Annotated in this window: 16 protein-coding genes; all 16 read left to right on the forward strand. The window is 72.7% G+C overall.

Translation table 11 applies throughout. The features are described from left to right. Window positions 1–104: 104 nt before the first annotated feature. The 16 genes from JOF43_RS21435 to hisG all read left to right on the forward strand — a co-directional run bounded on the left by JOF43_RS21435 (window position 105) and on the right by hisG (window position 17807). Window positions 105–1220 carry a site-2 protease family protein gene (locus tag JOF43_RS21435; RefSeq protein ID WP_209905159.1) on the forward strand — a complete coding sequence of 372 codons (1116 nt, stop codon included), beginning with the start codon at window positions 105–107 and terminating at the stop codon, window positions 1218–1220. A gap of 53 nt (window positions 1221–1273) precedes the next feature. After that, window positions 1274–2308, forward strand: coding sequence for a tRNA (adenine-N1)-methyltransferase (locus tag JOF43_RS21440; protein WP_209905160.1), 1035 nt, complete (start codon window positions 1274–1276; stop codon window positions 2306–2308). Between the two features lie 34 nt (window positions 2309–2342). Continuing rightward, complete coding sequence (arc, locus tag JOF43_RS21445; RefSeq protein WP_209905161.1) at window positions 2343–3926, forward strand: proteasome ATPase; 1584 nt, start codon at window positions 2343–2345, stop codon at window positions 3924–3926. Next, a complete protein-coding gene (dop, locus tag JOF43_RS21450; protein WP_209905162.1) occupies window positions 3923–5605 on the forward strand; it encodes a depupylase/deamidase Dop in 1683 nt (560 codons plus the stop codon). The genes arc and dop overlap by 4 nt, the downstream gene beginning before the upstream one ends. Before the next feature lie 10 nt (window positions 5606–5615). Continuing rightward, entirely contained in the window at window positions 5616–5801 is a 186-nt protein-coding gene (locus tag JOF43_RS21455; protein ID WP_209905163.1) for a ubiquitin-like protein Pup, read from the forward strand. 4 nt (window positions 5802–5805) lie between these two features. Continuing rightward, window positions 5806–7200 (forward strand): Pup--protein ligase, encoded by a 1395-nt coding sequence (gene pafA / locus JOF43_RS21460; RefSeq protein ID WP_209905164.1) that lies wholly within the window; start codon window positions 5806–5808, stop codon window positions 7198–7200. 96 nt (window positions 7201–7296) lie between these two features. Beyond that, complete coding sequence (locus JOF43_RS21465) at window positions 7297–8253, forward strand: FKBP-type peptidyl-prolyl cis-trans isomerase (RefSeq protein WP_209905165.1); 957 nt, start codon at window positions 7297–7299, stop codon at window positions 8251–8253. Window positions 8254–8324: 71 nt separating this feature from the next. Next, on the forward strand, window positions 8325–8705 hold the full coding sequence (locus JOF43_RS21470; protein WP_209905166.1) for an FKBP-type peptidyl-prolyl cis-trans isomerase: 381 nt from the start codon (window positions 8325–8327) through the stop codon (window positions 8703–8705). Between the two features lie 11 nt (window positions 8706–8716). Continuing rightward, entirely contained in the window at window positions 8717–10852 is a 2136-nt protein-coding gene (locus JOF43_RS21475; protein ID WP_209905167.1) for a primosomal protein N' family DNA-binding protein, read from the forward strand. A gap of 97 nt (window positions 10853–10949) precedes the next feature. Continuing rightward, complete coding sequence (locus tag JOF43_RS21480) at window positions 10950–12563, forward strand: SLC13 family permease (protein WP_209905168.1); 1614 nt, start codon at window positions 10950–10952, stop codon at window positions 12561–12563. A gap of 41 nt (window positions 12564–12604) precedes the next feature. Beyond that, complete coding sequence (fmt, locus tag JOF43_RS21485; RefSeq protein WP_209905169.1) at window positions 12605–13549, forward strand: methionyl-tRNA formyltransferase; 945 nt, start codon at window positions 12605–12607, stop codon at window positions 13547–13549. Continuing rightward, window positions 13546–15093, forward strand: a complete 1548-nt coding sequence (locus JOF43_RS21490) for an RsmB/NOP family class I SAM-dependent RNA methyltransferase (RefSeq protein ID WP_209905170.1) — start codon at window positions 13546–13548, stop codon at window positions 15091–15093. The genes fmt and JOF43_RS21490 overlap by 4 nt, the downstream gene beginning before the upstream one ends. Further along, window positions 15090–15776, forward strand: a complete 687-nt coding sequence (gene rpe / locus JOF43_RS21495; protein ID WP_209905171.1) for a ribulose-phosphate 3-epimerase — start codon at window positions 15090–15092, stop codon at window positions 15774–15776. Before JOF43_RS21490 ends, rpe begins: the two co-directional genes overlap by 4 nt. Window positions 15777–15810: 34 nt before the next feature. Beyond that, complete coding sequence (gene pnuC, locus JOF43_RS21500; RefSeq protein ID WP_209905172.1) at window positions 15811–16527, forward strand: nicotinamide riboside transporter PnuC; 717 nt, start codon at window positions 15811–15813, stop codon at window positions 16525–16527. 61 nt (window positions 16528–16588) lie between these two features. Next, window positions 16589–16852 (forward strand): phosphoribosyl-ATP diphosphatase, encoded by a 264-nt coding sequence (locus JOF43_RS21505; protein WP_209905173.1) that lies wholly within the window; start codon window positions 16589–16591, stop codon window positions 16850–16852. Window positions 16853–16949: 97 nt separating this feature from the next. Next, window positions 16950–17807 (forward strand): ATP phosphoribosyltransferase, encoded by an 858-nt coding sequence (gene hisG, locus JOF43_RS21510; RefSeq protein ID WP_209905174.1) that lies wholly within the window; start codon window positions 16950–16952, stop codon window positions 17805–17807. The last annotated feature ends 2 nt before the right edge of the window (window positions 17808–17809 follow it).

The raw sequence follows: 17809 nt of genomic DNA on the forward strand, positions 1-17809 counted from the left end.
TTCCATCATAGGCTCGGGCGACCTCGCGGAGCCTGGGTGCAGGAGCACCGGATATCCTCGGCCCGGTCCGGACCGCGACCGCCCGGGCACGGAGGAGACGCACCATGAAGAGCCCCACCCTGCGCCTGGGTGCGCTGCCCCCGATCAAGGTCAGCCCCGGAACCCTGGTCACGGTGCTCGTGCTCGCCGTCATCCTGTACCCGGGACTGGGCGCCGGCGGCTCCTCCCCGGCGACGGGGGCGCTGCTGGCGTTCGGCATCGCCCTGTTCATGATCCTCTCCGTCCTCGTCCACGAGGCCTCGCACGCCCTCAGCGCCCACGGCTTCGGCGCGCAGGTGGACCACATCGCCCTGACCCTGTGGGGCGGGCACACCCAGTACCGGGGCGAAGCCCTGGGCACCGTCGCCTCGATGGTGATCTCCCTGTCCGGTCCGCTGGCCAACGGGGTGCTGGCGGCGCTGACCACGGGCTTGGGCGCCCTGAGCCTCCCGGGCACCCCCGCGGACGTGTTCTGGACCTACGGCAGCATCCTGAACATCGCCCTGGGCCTGTTCAACCTGCTGCCGGGACTGCCGATGGACGGCGGGCGCGCCCTGGAGGCCCTGCTGGGCGGGGTGCTGCGAGACGTGCTGCTGGGCACCCGTGTGACCGCCTGGATCGGACGCGTCATCGCGGTCGCCGTGGTGGCGCTGCCCCTGTGGCGGATCCTGCGTGACCAGGGGACCGGCTCCCTGGGCCTGCTCACGCTGCTGTGGGCGATGCTGATCGCCGCGATGCTGTGGCAGGGAGCCTCGCGCGCCCTGCAGGCCGCGACCCTGCAGCATCGGATCCGGACACTCGACGCAGCGGCGCTGGCGCGCCCGATGCACATCGTCCCGCCCGGACAGCTGCTCGCGGAGCTCGGCTCCGGGTCGGATCTCGACACCGTGCTGGTCCTGGACCGCAGCGCGCCGCGGCCGGGGACCGTCGGCCACGCCTACCGCATCCACCCCGCCGCGGCGGAGGCAGTCCCCGTCGCGCAGCGCGGGCGGACCCCGGTCAGCGCCGTCGCCGGCTCCGTGGGCGAGATGGGCCTGCTGGACGCCTCCCTGCGCGGCGACGCACTGATCTCGGCGATGCTCGCCCGCCCCGTGCCCGTGTACCTCGTCCATGAGTCCGAGGGACGGCCGCGCGGCGTGATCATGAGCGCCGACGTCAACGGTCTTCTGCGCGGACGGTGACCAAGTCGACTCTCGCGCGCAGACGTCTCACCTCGCGTCATATGCTGGGACGCATGACGCAGCAGCCCGCGCCCCGAGCTCCCCGCCGCGGCCTGGATCGCACCGGTCCCTTCGACCTCGGCGACAAGGTCCAGCTCGCCGACTCCAAGAACCGCCTGCACACGATCACGCTCAAGCCCGGCGGGCAGTTCCACACCCATCGCGGGGTGCTCGAGCACGATCAGCTGATCGGGGCCGAGGACGGGGTGGTCGTCGAGGACAACCGGGGCACCCGCTACCAGGCGCTGCGCCCCCTGTACTCCGACTACATGCTCTCGATGCCCCGCGGCGCCGCGATCATCTACCCCAAGGACGCCGCGCAGATCCTCATGTGGGGCGACATCTTCCCGGGTGCCCGCGTGCTCGAGGCGGGAGTCGGCTCCGGCGGTCTGACCACCGCGCTGCTGCGCGCCGTCGGCGCCGACGGTTCGGTCCACTCGATCGAGCGCCGCGAGGACTTCGCCGAGGTCGCCCGGGAGAACGTCGAGACCTTCTTCGGCGCCCCGCACCCATCGTGGGATCTCTCGATCGGCGACTTCCAGGACGTCGCCCCCGCCCTGAACCCGGACGGCCCCGCCGTGGACCGTGTGGTGCTGGACATGCTCGCCCCCTGGGAGTGCGTCGACGCCGCCGCCGAGGTGCTCGTCTCCGGCGGGGTGTTCCTCGCCTACGTCGCGACCGTCACCCAGCTCTCGCGGACCGCCGAGGCGCTGCGGGACCACGGCGAGTTCACCGAGCCCCACGGCTGGGAGTCCTTCGTGCGGCCCTGGCACCTCGAGGGCCTGGCCGTGCGTCCCGAGCACCGCATGAACGCCCACACCGGCTTCCTGCTGACCTCCCGGCGCACGGCCCACGGGGCCCGCGCCCTGACCCGCGTGAGCCGCCCCGCGCCGGGCTCCCGGGACGAGGAGGAGCTGACCGATCCCGCCAACGACGGCTTCGGCGGCTCGACGAGCGAGTGGGGTCCGCAGGACGTGGGGGAGCGGGGCGTCGCCCCACGCAAGCTCAAGCGCGCACTGCGCGACATCCGGCAGGGACGCGACCGCTGACGCGTCCCGAGCAGAGGGAAGGAGACCGCTCCCGATGAAGACCTACGCGGAGATGACCGCCGAGCTGGAGCAGCTCGCCGCCCACAACGACCGGCTCACCGGCTCGCTGCGCGCCGCCCGTGCCCAGATCGTCGAGCTCAAGAGCGACCTCGAACGGGTCGGGGACCCGCCGAACTCGTATGCGACCTTCCTGCGCCGGACCGAGGGGACCACCCTCGACGTCCTGCACAACGGGCGGAAGCTGCGGGTCGCGACCGCTGCGAGCCTGGACCTGGACGCCCTCACGCCCGGCACCGAGCTGCGCCTGAACGAGGCCCTGGCCGCGGTGGAGGCAGTGGCCGCGAGCGACGCCGGCAACGTGGTGCCCGTGGTCGAGTCCCTCGCCGACACCCGCTTGCTGGTGGCCGTCGCCCCCGACGACATCCGGGCGCTGCGCCGAGCGGGCGGCCTGACCGAGGAGACCCTGCATCCCGGCGACCACGTCCTGGTGGACCTCAAGGCACAGCTGGTGCTCGAACGGATCGACCGCGCCGAGATCACCGACCTCGTGCTCGAGCAGGTCCCCGACGTGTCCTTCGACGAGATCGGCGGGCTCGGCGACCAGATCGAGGCGATCCGCGACGCCGTCGAGCTGCCGTTCCTCCAGCAGGACCTCTACCGAACCTACGGTCTGCGCCCGCCGCAGGGCGTGCTGCTGTACGGTCCGCCCGGCTGCGGCAAGACGATGATCGCCAAGGCCGTCGCCCACGAACTGGTGCTGCGCAGCGCCGAGGTGCGCGGGGTCAGCGTCTCCGAGGCGCTCGAGAACTCGGCCTTTCTCAACGTCAAGGGCCCCGAGCTGCTGAACAAGTACGTCGGCGAGACCGAGCGCTCCATCCGCCTGGTCTTCGAGCGGGCGCGGGAGAAGGCCGCCGCCGACCATCCCGTGGTCATCTTCTTCGACGAGATGGAGGCGCTGTTCCGCACCCGCGGCACCGGGCTGTCCAGCGACGTCGAGACCACGATCGTGCCGCAGCTGCTGGCCGAGATCGACGGCGTCGAGGGGCTGGACAACGTGATCGTCATCGGCGCCTCCAACCGTGAGGACATGATCGACCCCGCGATCCTGCGCCCGGGACGGCTCGACGTGAAGATCCGCGTGCGCCGCCCCCACGCCCGCGCCGGTCGCGAGATCCTCGGCCTCTACCTCGACGAGAGCGTGCCCGTGCGCGAGGACCGGGCGGCGCTGCTGGACCTCGCGGTCGCGGAGATCTACGACGACGGTCCCTCCTCGGCCTTCGTGCGCCTGGAGTACGGCGACGGCACCGAGGAGACGCTCCACTTCCGCGACTTCGTCTCCGGGGCGACGCTGCGCAACATCACCGACCGCGCCAAGAAGCTCGCCGTCAAGGACCAGCTCCGCAGCGGCCAGGAGGGTCTGACCTCGCAGCATCTGCGCGACGCGATCACCGCCGAGTTCGTGGAGAACGAGGACATGCCCTCGGCCGCCCACCCCGAGGACTGGGCCCGGGTGGCCGGTGACCGGGGCACGCGCGGCCGGCGCCTCGACGCGGTCGTCCCGCTGCAGGGCCGCTCCCGCGCGACCGCCGCCGACGAGGAGGAGGCGACCGCCCGATGACCGAGCACGTCCCCCCGACCGCGGCACTGAGGACCGAGCGGGTGATGGGCATCGAGACCGAGTTCGGGGTGCTGCACGCCGACCTCGAGGACCGCTCCCGGGCCGGCGCCGGCAGCTCGATCCTGCTCTCGCACCTCGTGGTCGGGGCCTACGCCCTGCTGGACCCGCTGGAGGGAGAGCGCGGCCGCCGGGTGCGCTGGGACTACGGTGACGAGACCCCGCTGCGGGACGCCCGCGGCTTCGAGCTCCAGCGCGCCGCGGCGCACCCCACCCAGCTCACCCACGAGGTGCGCGACGCCCACGTGCCCAGCGTCGAGCTGGACCAGCCGCTGGCCGGTCCGGAGGTGGCGCCCGAGGGCGACGACGCCGAGGTGCTCACCTGGGCCGCGCAGCGCTCGATCGGCAACGCCGTGCTCACCAACGGCGCCCGCTGGTACGTCGACCATGCCCATCCCGAGTACTCCGCCCCCGAGGTCACCAGGGCCCGCGAGGCGGTGGTCGCCGACCGCGCCGGCGAGGAGATCGCCCGTCGTGCGATGGGCATCCTGGAGGCCGCCGAGGGCATCCCCGACGTCGCGCTGTACAAGAACAACACCGACGGCAAGGGGGCCTCCTACGGCACCCACGAGAACTACCTCGTCGACCGCGACGTGCCCTTCGAACGGGTCGCCGCCGCCATGCTGCCGTTCCTGACCACTCGCCAGGTGCTGGTGGGTGCGGGCCGCGTGGGACTGGGAACCCGGGGCGAGCACCCCGGGTTCCAGCTCTCCTCGCGCGCCGACTTCATGGAGGCCGAGGTGGGGCTCGAGACCACCTTGAACCGGCCGATCGTCAACACCCGCGACGAGCCGCACTCGGACCCCTCGCGCTTCCGCCGCCTGCACGTGATCGTCGGGGACGCGAACCTGCTCGAGGAATCCACCTTCCTCAAGCTCGGCACCACCTCGCTGGTGCTCGCCGCCCTCGAGGCCGAGCACCGCACCGGCGAGGCGATCCTGCCGGACCTGCGCCTGGCCGATCCCGTCACGGCGATCCGCACCATCAGCCACGACCCCACGCTGCGGGCCACCGTCCCCCTGGCCGACGGGCGGGAGCTCACCGCCGTGCAGATCCAGCGTGCGCACCTCGAGGCGCTGGTCGAGGTCGCCGACCCCGAGGACGAGGAGACCACCCAGGTGCTGGCCGCCTGGGGCGAGCTCCTCGACCTGCTCGAGGAGGACCCGGCCCGGGCCGCGGATCGCGTCGAGTGGGTCGCCAAGCTCCAGCTGCTGGAGCGCTACCGCGCCCGCCACGGTCTGCCGTGGGGTGATCCGCGCCTGTTCATGGTCGACCTGCAGTACTCGGACCTGCGCCCGGGCAGGGGGCTGTTCACGAGGCTGCGCTCCGCCGGTGCGGTGGGCACCCTCGTCGGCCAGGACGAGGTGGACGCGGCCGTCACCACCGCCCCCGTCACCACCCGTGCCCACCTGCGCGGGGGCCTGATCGCCGCCCACCGCGAGCACGTGCCCTCGGCCGGCTGGGACGCGATCACGCTCGCGGGCGCCGACGGCGGCTACCGCCTGCGCCTGGCCGATCCGCGCCTGGGCTCCGCCGCGTGGTGCGCGCTGCGCGGCATCGACCTGTCGGAAGATCCCGAGACGATCCTCGACGCGCTGCGCCGGGCCGTCTCCGAGTCCTGAGGAGGACCCCATGTCCCAGCAGTCACTGCACGGCCCCGGAGATCACGACGACTCCGCCGACTCCGCTGACGTCGCCGGCGGGCAGACCTTCGCCTCGGCCCAGGGCGCCGACGACCTGCTCGACGAGATCGACTCGGTCCTGGAGTCGAACGCCGAGACCTTCGTGCGCTCCTTCGTCCAGAAGGGCGGCCAGTGACCCGATGATGCGTCGCGTCGGAGGGCTGGAGACCGAATTCGGTCTGGTGTGCGTGCGGGCCGACGGCTCCCGCGCCCTCGAGCCGGAGGCCGCCGCCCGCGAGCTGTTCCGCCCCGTGGTGGCCATGGGCCGCTCCTCGAACGTGTTCCTGCGCAACGCGGCACGGCTCTATCTCGACGTGGGCTCCCACCCGGAGTACGCCACTGCCGAGTGCGACGACTGGTGGGAGCTGGTCGCCCAGGACCGCGCGGGAGAGCGGATCTTCGCAGACCTCGCCGCCCAGGCGGACCGGCGCCTCGCCGACGACGGGCAGGACGCCCGCATCCACCTGCTCAAGAACAACGTCGACTCCGCGGGCAACGCCTTCGGCTCCCACGAGAACTACCTCGTCGACCGCCGCGGGGAGTTCACCCGCCTGCCCCGCTACCTGCTGCCGTTCCTGGTCACCCGCCAGATCATCACGGGCGCGGGGGGAGTGGTCACCGATCCCGACGGCACCGGACGCTTCGTCTTCTCCCGGCGCAGTGACCACATGTGGGAGGCGATCTCCTCGGCGACCACCCGCACCCGCCCGATCATCAACACCCGGGACGAGCCCCACGGCGATCCCACCCGCTTCCGTCGCCTCCACGTCATCGTCGGCGATTCGACCATGAGCGAGGTCTCCACCCACCTGCGCTTCGCGACCACGGACCTGGTGCTGCGAGTGATCGAATCGGGCCGGTCGCTGCCCGAGCTCGCCCTGCACGATGACATCGCGGCGATCCGCGCCGTCGCCCGCGATCTCACCGGGCAGCAGCCGATCCCCACCGCGAACGGGGGCAGCACCACCGCGGTGCAGGTGCAGCAGCGATGGCTCGACCTCGCCGCCGAGGTCGCCCAGGAGGGGGAGGAGCAGCAGGTCCTGGAGACCTGGCAGAAGGCCCTCGACGCCGTGCGCACGGGGGATCGGTCCTGGGCCGCGACGCATCTCGACTGGGCCATCAAGGAGCAGCTGGTTGGCCAGGTCGCCGCGCGCCTCGGCCTCGATCTCTCCGCGCCCGAGATCGAACGGCTCGATCTCGCCTATCACGACATCGCCCCCGCCCACAGCGTCTTCCAGGCGCTCCAGCGTCGCGGGCTCGCTCCGTCGGTGCTGCAGGAGCAGCGGGTCGAGGACGCCCGGGAACAGGCCCCGCGCACCACGCGGGCCCATCTGCGCGGCCAGGTCGTCACGGCCGCCCAGCAGCACGGCGTCGACCATGTCGTGGACTGGACCACGCTGCGCCTGACCCGCCCCGGCGCCATGCCGGTGCAGGTGCTGGACCCCTTCGCGACCTCGCTGCCGGCCGTGGACGCGCTGCTCGCGGAGATCCGTGCGCTCGGCGCGGACGCGCCGCCGCCGGCACCGCCCGCCTGAACCCTGGGTCGTCCCCACCCTGGGAACTCCTCGGCCCGCGCCCCGTACCCTGGTGCCCGTGCCCCGCTCGGGGCTCCTGACCCGAAAGGCCCGCTCTTGATCCGCCGCCGCACGCTGCTGACCACCGCCCTCGCCGCCACCGCCGCCATCGGGCTGGCCGCCTGCTCCGAGGACGGCTCCGATCCCGAGGCCACGGGTGCCGCCTCCGACGCCGGCGGCGGCGAGCCCGCCCTCTCGGGCGTCACGGTCGGTGAGGATCTCGGCGCGGAGCCGACCGTCGAGTTCTCCGCCCCGCTGGCGATCTCCGGCCCCGACGCGCAGGTGATCGTGCCCGGGGACGGCGCGAAGATCGCCGAGGGCGACAACCTCATCTGGCGCAGCCTCTACGCCGACGCGGCCACGGGCGAGACGCTGCAGTCCTGGTGGCAGGGCGCCCCCGCCAGCGGTCTGCGGGTCGACGCCGAGGGGGTCGGCCAGTCGGCCCTCGAGGCGCTGACCACCGCGACCGTCGGCTCCCGCGTCGCGATGGCCGGATGGCAGACCTCGCAGTCCGGCGACAACTACTCCCTGGTCCAGGTGGCCGACATCGACCGCGTCGTCGACCCGCTACGCGCCGAGGGCGAGAGCGGCGACCCCTCCGGGGACTTCCCGGCCGTGACCCTCGACGACAAGGGCGCACCCGCGCTCCAGGACACGCCGCAGGGCGATCCGCCCACCGAGACCGTGCGTGAGGAGCTCATCGTCGGGACCGGCGAGCGCACCCGCGAGGGTGACTACCTGGTCATGCACTACACCGGCTGGTCCTGGGCCGACGGGAAGCAGTTCGACTCCTCCTGGGAGCGGGATGCCCCCTTCTCCTTCGTCCAGGGAGCCGGGCGAGTCATCCCGGGCTGGGACCAGGGCCTGCTGGACCTGCCCGTCGGCAGCCAGGTCATGCTGGTCCTCCCGCCGGCCGCCGCCTACGGGGAGAAGGGCGAGAACGACGAGGAACTCAACGGCCAGACGCTGATCTTCGTCATCGACGTCCTCGACGCCGCCCACAGGGCAGACTGAGCGGACGACCGGTGACCGTCCGAGTCCACTGATCCGATCGATCCGATCGACCCGACCCCGAAGGAGGTCCCATGGACCGCAGCAAGCCCGAGATCGACCATCCCGAGGGCCCCGCGCCCACCGAGCTGGTCAGCCATGACGAGATCATCGGCGACGGCGAAGAGGCCGGCCGCGGCGACGTGGTCGACGTCCACTACGTCGGCGTCTCCCATTCCAGCGGCGAGCAGTTCGACGCCTCCTGGGACCGCGGCGAGCCGCTGCGCTTCCAGCTCGGCGTCGGCCAGGTCATCTCCGGCTGGGACCAGGGGGTCCAGGGGATGAAGGTCGGCGGTCGCCGCCGGCTGGGGATCCCCGCCTCCCTCGCCTACGGCGACATGGGCGCCCCGCCCGTCATCGCCCCCGGCGAGTCCCTGATCTTCGTGTGCGACCTGGTGGCGGTGCACAAGCGCTGAGCAGGTCCGCCATGTCGGCGGCGGGGGAGCAGGAAGGTCTCTTCGAGGCCCCCGCCCCCGCCGCCCCTGCACCCGAGGCCCCCGCGGGCGACCCGGGCCGCACGACGGCGGCCCGGGATCGCGCCCTGCGCACCACCGCGGGCTTCGACGTGGTCGAGGAGCTCCCCGTGGCGAGCGTGCGCCTGGTGGGGGTGCTCCCGCACCTGGACAGGCCCTTCGAGTACGCCGTCACCCCCGAGACCGCCGCGGCCGGCCCGGGGATGCGGGTACGGGTGCGCTTCTCCGGCCGCGACACCGAAGGCATAGTGCTCGCCCGTCTGGCGGAGCCGACCACCGACCGGGCCCTGGCACCGCTGCGCCGCCTGGTCTCCGAGGACGTCGTGGTCCCTCCGGCCATGATGCGCGTATGCGAGGACGTCGCGGCCCGCTGCGCCGGCACCGTCGGCGACGTGCTGCGCCTGGCGCTGCCGCCTCGCCACGCCCGCGCGGAGAAGGCCGACCGCGCCGCGGCGCAGAAGGAGGCGGAGACCGCAGGACCGGCGCCGGATGACGACGGGAGCACCGGCACCCCGCCCGCCGCGGTGAGCGCCCCGCGACCAGGGGATCGCTATGCGGGTCTCGCCGCCCTGCTCGGCCGCGCCGGCGACCCCACCGGACCCGTGCCCCGAGCGACCCTCACGCTCGATGCCGCGGACCCCTGGACGGCGGTGGCCGCTGACGCCCTGTCCGATCTCGCACCGGAGGCGGGCGCCCTGGTCATCGCCCCGGACCAGCGGGACGTGGCCCGGCTCGGGCGGGTGCTGACCGAGCGCGGCATCGCCCACGAGGTGCTCGCGGGCACCGAGGGACCCGAGAAGCGGTACCGCACCTTCCGCCGGATCCTGCGCGGCTCGGTGAGGATCGTGCTCGGCAACCGCTCGGCCGCCTTCGCCCCGGTGCAGGACCTCGCGCTGGTGATCTGCGTCGACTCCTCCGACGACCTGCTCGAGGAGCCCCGCGCCCCGTACCCGCACGTGCGCACCGTGCTGCAGTGCCGCTCCCGCGAGGAGCGCTGCGCGCTGCTGTTCCTGGCCGCGAGCGACTCCGTGCCGCTGCGGGCGCTCACCGAGTCCGGTTATCTCGCCCGCCTCGACCCGCGCCCCGCGCCGGTGACGACGGTGCGGCCGCACATCGTCGCCATGGACCAGTACCTGCGCGACCGAGAGGGCCCCTCCGGGCGCTCCCGCCTCCCGCAGGAAGCGATGCGGGTGATCCGCCGGGGGCTCGACCACGGCCCGGTCCTGGTGCAGGTGCCGCGCTCCGGGTACGTGCCGGCGATCGCCTGCACGTTCTGCGGGACCCGGGCCCAGTGCCCCCGCTGCGCGGCCCCGCTGTCGATCACCGGACGCGGCGGACACCTTCACTGCCGGGTGTGCGGCCGACGCGAGGACGGCTATCGCTGCCCCGAATGCGACCGCACCCAGGTCCGCGCCATGGTCATCGGCTCCACCCGCACCGCCGAGGAGCTCTCGCGCGCCTTTCCCGAGGTGACCCTGCTGGTCTCGGGCGGTGCGCACGGCGCGCTCGAGGATGCCGAGGTGCCCGAGGACGCGATCGTCGTGACCACCCCCGGGGCGGAGCCCTCGCCCCCGGGTCGCTTCGCCGCGGCTCTGCTGCTGGACGCCGACGCCATGCTGGGACGCGCCGCCTTCGACGCCGACGTGGAGGCGATCCGGCGTTGGCGCAACGCGATCGCCCTCGTGCGCAGCGCCGAGGAGCACGGCGAGGTGCTCGTGGTCGGCACGGCGACGCTCCCGGCCGTGCGCGACCTCGTCGCCCACCGCTCCGGCGCCTTCCTCGACCGGGTGCTGCAGGACCGCCGCGAGCTGGATCTACCGCCCTTCAGCCGGGTCGCCGAGATCGTGGGGGACAAGGAGGCCTGCCGCGCTTTCCTGGAGACCACCGAGCTGCCCGACGGCACCGAGGTCTTCGGTCCCGTCGACCTCGAGGGGCCCGACGCCGCCGGACGCGCCCGAGCGGTGGTGCGTCTGGACCCGCACCGCTCCCGTGAGCTCGCCGACGCACTCCGGGCCGGGGTCGCCGCCCGGTCCGCCCGCAAGTCCCGCGGCTCGCTGCGGGTGCGCCTGGACCCGCCCGACGTGTTCTGACACGCCCGTCCCGGGCGTCCCTCGCGCCCGCGACCTGCTCCCGTAGTGTCTGCGGGAGCACCCGTTTCCACCGCGATGACGCGATGAAGGGACCGAGATGTCCTCCCAGGACCCCACCACGTCGACGACACCGTCTCCGCACCGATCCGATCTCTCCGAGGGCGAGCGAGCGCCGGCCGAGACGAGACGGACGCTCCTGGTCCGCCGCCTGGGGCTCGCCCTGGGCGTCGTCGGTGCGGTGGTCGTCTACGCGATCATGCCGGCCGACGTGCCCCACCCCGCCCGTCTCACTGCGGCGACGGCGGTGCTGATGGCCGTCTGGTGGATGACGGAGGCGCTGCCGATCCCGGCGACCGCCCTGGTGCCCGTCGTCGTCTTCCCGGTGCTCGATCCCGAGATCGGCTTCGACGACGTCGGCGCCTCCTACGGCAACAACATCATCTTCCTGTTCATGGGCGGATTCATGCTGGCCCTGGCCATGCAGCGATGGAACCTGCACAAGCGCATCGCCCTGACGATCGTCGGTGCCATCGGCACCAGCCCGTCCCTGCTGGTCCTCGGATTCATGATCGCCACGGGTTTCGTCTCCATGTGGGTCTCCAACACCGCGACCGCGGTCATGATGCTCCCGATCGGCGTGTCCGTTCTGCTGCTGGTGAACAAGCTCCGTCTCGAGGACGCCGAGGCGAAGGGGGAGGACCCCGGGGAGGGTGTGGATCCCGACCCGGACAGCGAGGGGACGGCCGCACCGATACGATCCAACTTCGGCGTCGCCCTCATGCTGGGCATCGCCTACGCCGCCTCCATCGGTTCCCTGGCCACGATCATCGGCACTCCTCCCAATGCCCTCCTCGCCGCCCACATGAGCCAGGACTTCGGCATCACGATCGGGTTCGGACGCTGGATGCTCGTCGGCACCCCCATCGCCGTCGTCTTCCTCGTGATCGCGTGGCTGCTGCTGACCAAGGTCCTCTTCAAGCCCGAGATCGACCGGATCCCCGGCGGGGCCGAGCTGATCCGGGCCGAACGGGACAAGCTCGGCAGGATCTCGAGCGGCGAGGTGAGGGTGCTGACGATCTTCGTCCTGGCGGCCGTCAGCTGGGTCTTCGTCCCCCTGATCTGGCAGATCATGGACGCGGGGGAACCACCCATCGGCGATGCCGGGATCGCCATGGTGGTGGCCATGCTGCTGTTCCTGCTGCCCGCCGGCGCTGCCCGTGGGGTGCGTCTGCTGGACTGGGAGGCGGCGGTGAAGCTGCCCTGGGGCGTGCTGCTGCTGTTCGGCGGCGGGCTGGCGCTGAGCGCCCAGTTCAGCTCGTCGGGACTGACCGAGTGGATCGGTCAGGTCACCGAGCAGATCGGCGGACTGCCGATGGTGCTCGTGGTGGCGATCGCAGCGGCAGGCGTCCTCTTCCTCACGGAGCTGACCTCCAACACCGCGACCGCGGCGACGTTCCTGCCGGTGGCCACCGCGGTCGCCGTCGGGATCGGCATCGACCCGATGCTCCTGGCAGTGCCTGTCGCCATTGCCGCGACCTGCGCCTTCATGCTTCCGGTGGCCACGCCGCCCAATGCGATCGCCTTCGGCTCCGGGTACGTGAGGATCCCGCAGATGGCGCAGGCGGGTCTCTGGCTGAACCTCATCGGCATCGTGCTGATCACGGTCGCCACGTTGACGCTCGCCGTGTGGGTGTTCGGCCTCGTCTACTGAGGCGGACCAGCTGCCTTCTCGCCCCGTAGACTCAGGGCATCATGCGTCTGCTCTTCGCCGGCACCCCCGAGGTCGCCCTTCCCTCCCTGCGCACCCTGCTCGACTCGCACCACGAGGTCGTCGGGGTCCTCACCCGCGCCGACGCCCCGTCCGGTCGCGGCCGGACGCTGACTCCCAGTCCTGTGAAGTCCATCGCCCTCGAGGCAGGGGTCCCGGTGCTGACCCCCGCGTCGCTGCGCGATCCGTCCGTCCAGCAGCAGCTGCGCGAGCTCGCCCCGGACGCCGCCGCCGTGGTCGCCTACGGTGCCATGGTCCCGCCCGCGGCCCTGGACATCCCCGCCCACGGCTGGGTGAACCTGCACTTCTCCCTGCTGCCGGCGTGGCGGGGCGCCGCCCCCGCCCAGCGCGCCGTCCTGGCCGGGCAGCGCGAGACCGGGATGAGCGTCTTCCGCCTCGAGCAGGGGCTGGACACCGGCGACCTCCTCGCCACCGCGTCGACGACCATCGGCGAGTTCGAGACCTCGGGTGAGCTGCTCGCCCGCATGGCCGTGGACGGCGCACCCGTGCTGCTCGGGGCGCTGGACGCGCTCGAGGATGGCTCGGCCACGCCGACCGGGCAGGACCACGCCGCGGCCACCCATGCCGCGAAGCTGAGCACGGCCGAAGCCGCCATCGACTGGACGCTTCCGGCGCCTCAGGTCAGCGCCCACATCCGCGGGATGAGCCCGGCCCCGGGCGCCTGGACCCTGCTCGACGGCGCCCGCACCAAGATCCTCGGCCTCGAGGCCGCCCCGGAGCACGATCCGCTGCCCCCGGGGCAGCTCGAGGCCACCCGACGTCAGGTGCTCGTGGGCACCGGGACGGACGTGCTGGCCCTGGCGAGCCTCGCCCCGGCCGGGAAGCGCCCCATGCGGGCCGCGGACTGGGCGCGCGGCGCGGGACTGGCGACCGACGCCGCCTTCACGCAGGACGGAGCGCAGGCATGAACAACCAGCGACGAGACCGCGACGGCCGCGACGCCAAGGGGCGCGAGCGCTCGGGTTCCCGCGGCCGGGGCGGTCCCCGCCGGGGCTATTCCGCCTCCCGTCCCTCCGAGCGGGAGCGTCGTGCCACGCCCTCGCGGCAGGTCGCCCTCGAGGGTCTGCGCCTGGTGCGCGAGGAGGACTCCTACGCGAACCTGGTCCTGCCCCGTCTGCTGCGCTCCTGGCGGGTCTCCGGTCGCGACGCCGCCTTCACCACCGAGCTGTTCTACGGCTCGCTGAGGGCACAGGGGAGGCTCGACGCGATCCTCGGCGCCTGCGTGAACCGTCCGCTGGCCGACGTCGAACCCGCCCTGGTCGACGTGCTGCGCCTCGGCGCCTACCAGCTGCTGGACATGACCGTCGCCCCCCACGCGGCGACCTCCGAGACGGTCGCCCTGGCCCGCGCCGAGGTCGGCGCGGGCGCCGCCAGCTTCGTGAACGCCGTGCTGCGACGGGTGGGGGAGCGGACCCTCCCGGAGTGGCTCGCGGAGGTCGCCCCGGACCGGGAGCAGGACCTCGCCGGGCATCTGGCCGTCGTCCACTCCCATCCCCGCTGGGTGGTCCGCGCCCTGATGGACGCCCTGGCCGGGCACGGCCGCTCCCGCGAGGAGATCGACGAACTGCTGGCCGCGCAGAACGCCGCGCCATCGGTCTCCCTGGTCATGCGGCCCGGCCTCACGGACCTCGACGAGCTCATCGACCACGGCGCCGGCCAGGGGCGCCTGAGCGTCTTCGCCGCCGCCTGGCCCTCGGGCGACCCCGGCGGTATGGACCTGGTCCAGCAGGGCCGGGTCGCCGTGCAGGACGAGGGCAGCCAGCTCGCCGCCCTGGCGCTCGCGCTCGGGGCCGACGACCTGGTCCGCGCCGAGGACGCGCACTGGCTGGACCTCTGCGCCGGCCCCGGCGGGAAGACCGCCCTGCTGGGCGGGTTGACCGTCGGCCACGATGCCGATCTGCTCGCCGTCGAGCTCCAGGAGCACCGTACGGAGCTGGTCGAGCGCACCGTGGCCGCCCTCCAGGAGGCGGGCTGCGAGATCACCACCCGCACCGCCGACGGCACCACGATCGGCGGCGAGCTGCCCGGCCGCTTCTCCCGTGTCCTCGTCGACGTGCCCTGCTCCGGACTGGGTGCCCTGCGCCGTCGACCCGAGGCCCGATGGCGCCGCACCCCCGCTGACATCGGCCACCTCAGCACCCTGCAGCGGGATCTGCTGCGCTCGGCGCTCGACGCCGCCGCCGACGGGGGAGTCGTCGCCTACGTGACATGCTCCCCGCACATCGCGGAGACCCGCCTGGTGGTCGCGGACATCCTGAAGGAGCGCGGGGACGTGGAGCAGCTCGACGCCCGCGAGGCCGTGCGGGCCGGAGTCCTCCCCGCCCAGCGCGCCGGGGTCGACCTCGGCGAGGGCCCCTCCGTCCAGCTGTGGCCCCACGTCCACGGCACCGACGCCATGTACATCTCGCTCCTGCGCAGGCAGGGCGCCCCGACCGTGGAAGGTACCGCATGAACGCCGCCTACTCGACCGATGGCCAGTACATCCACCCCAGCATCCTCAACGCCGACTTCATGGAGATCGGCGGCGAGCTGGACAAGATCGCGAGCGCGGACAGCGTCCACGTCGACATCATGGACAACCATTTCGTGCCGAACCTGACCTTCGGACCGGGCATGGTCGAGCAGATCGTCGAGCGCAGCGCGATCCCCGTCGATGCGCACCTGATGATCGAGGACGCCGATCGCGAGGCACCGGCCTTCGCCGAAGCGGGCGCTGCCTCGGTGACCTTCCACCTCGAGGCCGCGAGCGCCCCGATCAAGCTCGCCCGCGACCTGCGCCGCAAGAACACCGAGGTCGGACTCGCCTTGCGTCCCGCGACCGCGGTGGAGCCGCTGCTGGACGTCATCGGGGAGTTCGACCTGCTGCTGCTGATGACGGTGGAGCCGGGATTCGGCGGACAGAGCTTCCTGGAGTCCATGCTCCCCAAGATCCGCCGTGCTCGCCGCGCCATCAGCGAGGCCAACCTCGAGGTGTCGATCCAGGTCGACGGCGGGGTGAGCCGGGAGACCATCGAGCGCTGCGCCGAGGCCGGGGCCAACGTCTTCGTGGCCGGCTCGGCGATCTACCGCGCCCAGGACGCGGCCGAGGAGATCTCCGCCCTGCGTGAACTGGCCCGCGGCCACGGGACCCACTGACCTACCCCGTTCCGGCGGCGGGGAGAGGACCGACATGGAGCTTCTGCAGTGGCTCTTCGAGGCGAGGATCGACTTCGCGGGCGGTCAGTTCGTCCTCCTGCGGGAGGTGCTGGGCAACGTCTTCGGTCTGCTGAGCGCCCTGGGCGGCATGCGCCGCAAGGTCTGGGCCTGGCCCCTCGGCATCGCCGGCAATCTCCTGCTGCTCACCGTCTTCCTGGGCACCGTCTTCGGCAACCCGAACTCCGTGGACCTGCTCGGTCAGGCCGGGCGTCAGGTCATGTTCATCCTCACCAGCATCTACGGCTGGGTCCGCTGGCGGCAGGCCCAGCACACCGGCGGCACCGCCGTCGAGCCCCGCTGGGCCTCCTGGGGGACCCGCGTGCTGCTCGTCGTCGCCCTCGTCGGCGGCACCGCGGCGCTGACCCCGCTGTTCCGGGCGTTGGGCTCCTACGAGCCGGTGTGGGCGGACGCCTGGATCTTCATGGGCAGCCTGCTGGCGACCTTCGGCATGGCCAAGGGCTGGGTCGAGTTCTGGCTGATCTGGGTCGCCGTCGACCTCGTCGGTGTGCCGCTGCTGGTCGGCGCCGGGTACTACGCCAGCGCCTTCATGTATGTGTTCTACGGCGCCTTCACCCTCACGGGCTTCTTCGTGTGGTGGCGGGTGCGCAGCCGTCAGGAGCGCGGGGGAGAGAGCGACGGTGCCGTCTCGGTGGAGACCGCGCACCTGGATCCCACGGTGCGCCGGGAGTGATCCCGCTCCCGGTGGACGGGCGGGCGCGCGGACCGCGCGGCAGGGCGCGTACCCTGGTGGTGTGAAGGATTTCGAGGCACTGTTCGCCGAGCTCACCGAGAAGGCCCGCACCCGACCCGAGGGATCGGGCACCGTGCGCGAGCTCGACGCCGGGGTGCACCAGATCGGCAAGAAGATCGTGGAGGAAGCGGCGGAGGTCTGGATGGCCTGCGAGCACGAGTCGCAGGAGGACGCCGCCATGGAGATCAGCCAGCTCCTCTACCACCTGCAGGTGATGATGGTCGCCAAGGACATCTCCCTCGAGGACGTCTACCGGCAGCTCTGAGCCGCCGCCACCTGCTGACCCCAGTTCCACCGACCCACCGGTCGACGACTCCGTCGGCCCTCATCCCGTGCGCCGCCGCGGCGGCCGAGGAGGATCCGTGCTGCGCATCGCCGTCCCCAACAAGGGCGCCCTGTCCGAGCCCGCCGCCGAGCTGCTGCAGGAGGCCGGATACCGGCGCCGCGGCATGGCCAAGGAGCTCGTCGTCGTGGACGAGGAGAACGACGTCGAGTTCTTCTACCTGCGACCCCGCGACATCGCCGTGTACGTCGGTTCGGGAACCGTGGACGTCGGCATCACCGGTCAGGACATGCTGATCGACTCGCGCACCCCCGCCCGCGAGATCCTCTCCCTGGGATTCGCCCGCTCCACCTTCCGCTTCGCCGCCCCGCTCGGCACCCGCTCGGACGTCTCCGACCTCGCCGGCACCCGCATCGCCACCAGTTACGAGAACCTCGTCGAGGACTACCTCACCGAGCGCGGGGTGGACGCCTCGGTGGTCCACCTCGACGGAGCGGTCGAGTCCTCGATCCGCCTGGGCGTCGCCGACGTGATCGCCGACGTCGTCGAGACCGGCACCACGTTGCGCCAGGCGGGGCTCGAGCCCTTCGGCGAGCCGATCATGACCAGTCAGGCCGTGCTCTTCTCCCGGCCCGGGATGGAGCTCGACGCCGCCGGGCAGCACTCCCTCGAGGTCCTCGAGCGCCGCACCCGCGGCGTGCTGGTGGCCCGCGAGTACGTGATGCTCGACTACGACGTGCCCACCGCCCTGCTGGAGACGGCCGTCGAGATCACCCCCGGTCTGCAGTCCCCGACGGTCTCGCCCCTGCACGGCGGGCAGTGGTCCGCCGTGCGGGCGATGGTCGACCGCCGCGCCGCCCACCGCATGATGGACGACCTGTACGCCGCCGGCGCCCGCGCCATCCTCGTCACGGCCATCCAGGCCTGTCGTATCTGAGC

The sequence above is a fragment of the Brachybacterium sacelli genome (assembly GCF_017876545.1).
Classification (GTDB): Bacteria; Actinomycetota; Actinomycetes; order Actinomycetales; family Dermabacteraceae; genus Brachybacterium; species Brachybacterium sacelli.